A 1,828-nucleotide genomic window follows, 5' to 3' on the forward strand; every position below is an offset into this window, starting at 1 on the left:
CCGGAACGGCTCACCAGGCGGGGGTAGGCGGCGGGGAGGAGCGCCGCCTCCAGCTCCCAGACGCCCCAGCGGGCGCCCGCCTCCAGATACGTGCTCACGCCGATCAGCGGCCGTCCGCCCATGTGCCCTCCAAAGGTGCTCGCGCATACCTTTGCAGAGCCGGGGTCAGGCCAGGAAGCCCCGCAGGAGCGCCGCCGTGCCCGCGCAGTGCTCCCGCGCGATCTCCCGCGCCGCGTCCGCGTCCCTGTCCAGCACCGCCTCCACCAGCGCGGTGTGCTGCCGCTGGGAGTGCTCCAGGTTCCTCACCAGCAGCGGGATGCAGTCCAGCAGGTCGTTGACGCCCGCCCGGACCGCCGCGTACTGCGCCGCCAGCGACGCCGAGCCGCACAGCCCGGCCAGCGTCAGATGCAGCAGGGTGTCCCGGCGCCGGTAGTCCGCGAGCGGGGCGTCCCGCGTGTGGTCCAGTGCCCGCCGCAGCCGCACGACGCCCTCCCCGGACAGCCCGTGCGCCGCGCACAGCCCGGCCGCGCCCACCTCCAGCACCTCGCGGAACCGCAGTACGTCCTCGATGTCGACCTCGGCCGTGCGGCGGCGCAGCTCGTCCTCCCCGGCCCCGGCCGCACGGTGCAGCACGAAGGTGCCGCCGTACCGCCCGCGTCGCGACTCCACCAGACCCTGGTCGTGCAGCACCCGCAGCACCTCGCGCAGCGTCACCCGGCTGACGCCCAGCCGCTCCGCCAACTCCCGCTCCGCGGGCAGCCGTTCACCGTCGGGGACGAGACCGAGCCGGACCACCTGGAGGATCTGCTCCAGCGCCTCCTCGAAGCCGTTGCCCGCCCGCACCGGCCGCAGCACCGCACCCAGCCGGTCGGGCCCCTCTCTCGGCTCCCGCGCCCCCGCATTCCCCGCCATCCGGTCGCGCCCCCTTCCCAAGCAATGGTTCCCCGCCATACCTTATGGCTCCCCGCCGGACCGCGCGCAGCACGTCCCAGGAGGCTCTCCCGTGGCAGACCGCACACCCCCGCTGAGCGTCGAGGAACTGCGGGCGCTGGTCGCCGGCGGTGAGATCGACACCGTCGTACTGGCCTTCCCCGACATGCAGGGGCGGCTCCAGGGCAAGCGGTTCGCCGCCCGCTTCTTCCTCGACGAGGTGCTCGACCACGGCACCGAGGGCTGCAACTACCTCCTCGCGGTCGACACGGAGATGAACACGGTCGACGGCTACGAGATGTCGTCCTGGGACCGGGGCTACGGCGACTTCGCCATGCGCCCCGACCCGGCCACGCTGCGCCGCCTGCCCTGGCACCCCGGCAGCGCGCTGCTCATGGCCGACCTCGCCTGGGAGGACGGCACCCCGGTCACCGCGGCCCCGCGCCAGATCCTGCGCCGCCAGCTGGAGCGGCTCGCCGGGCTGGGGTACACCGCCCAGGCCGGTACCGAGCTGGAGTTCATCGTCTTCCGGGACAGCTACGAGCACGCCTGGGACACCGGCTACCGGGGGCTGACCCCGGCCAACCAGTACAACATCGACTACTCCATCCTCGGCACCGGCCGCGTGGAGCCTTTGCTGCGCCGGCTGCGGAACGAGATGGCGGGCGCGGGCCTCACGGTCGAGTCGGCCAAGGGGGAGTGCAACCCCGGCCAGCACGAGATCGCCTTCCGCTACACCGAGGCCCTGCGCACCTGCGACCAGCACGCGGTGTACAAGACGGGCGCCAAGGAGATCGCCAGCCAGGAGGGGATGGCGCTCACCTTCATGGCGAAGTTCAACGAGAAGGAGGGCAACTCCTGCCACATCCACCTCTCGCTCGCCGACGAGGACGGCCGC

The 1,828-nt window shown here is 73.1% G+C and carries 2 protein-coding genes and 1 pseudogene; 1 reads left to right on the plus strand and 2 read right to left on the minus strand.

Annotation, left to right across the window (positions count from 1 at the left end; translation table 11 throughout):
* A pseudogene (locus CCN33_RS33100) lies at positions 1 to 122 on the minus strand (gamma-glutamyl-gamma-aminobutyrate hydrolase family protein); the annotation flags it as partial.
* 43 nt (positions 123 to 165) lie between these two features.
* The gene (locus CCN33_RS18490) at positions 166 to 912 is read right to left on the minus strand and encodes a FadR/GntR family transcriptional regulator (RefSeq protein WP_086694690.1); all 747 of its coding nucleotides are present in this window, start codon (positions 910 to 912) and stop codon (positions 166 to 168) included.
* 91 nt (positions 913 to 1,003) lie between these two features.
* On the opposite strand from CCN33_RS18490, the gene CCN33_RS18495 reads away from it, so the two are divergent.
* A partial coding sequence (locus CCN33_RS18495) for a type I glutamate--ammonia ligase (RefSeq protein WP_140394586.1) occupies positions 1,004 to 1,828 on the plus strand: 825 nt, incomplete at its 3' end.

It is taken from the genome of Streptomyces recifensis (assembly GCF_002154615.1).
In the GTDB taxonomy this organism is placed as follows: domain Bacteria; phylum Actinomycetota; class Actinomycetes; order Streptomycetales; family Streptomycetaceae; genus Streptomyces; species Streptomyces griseoluteus.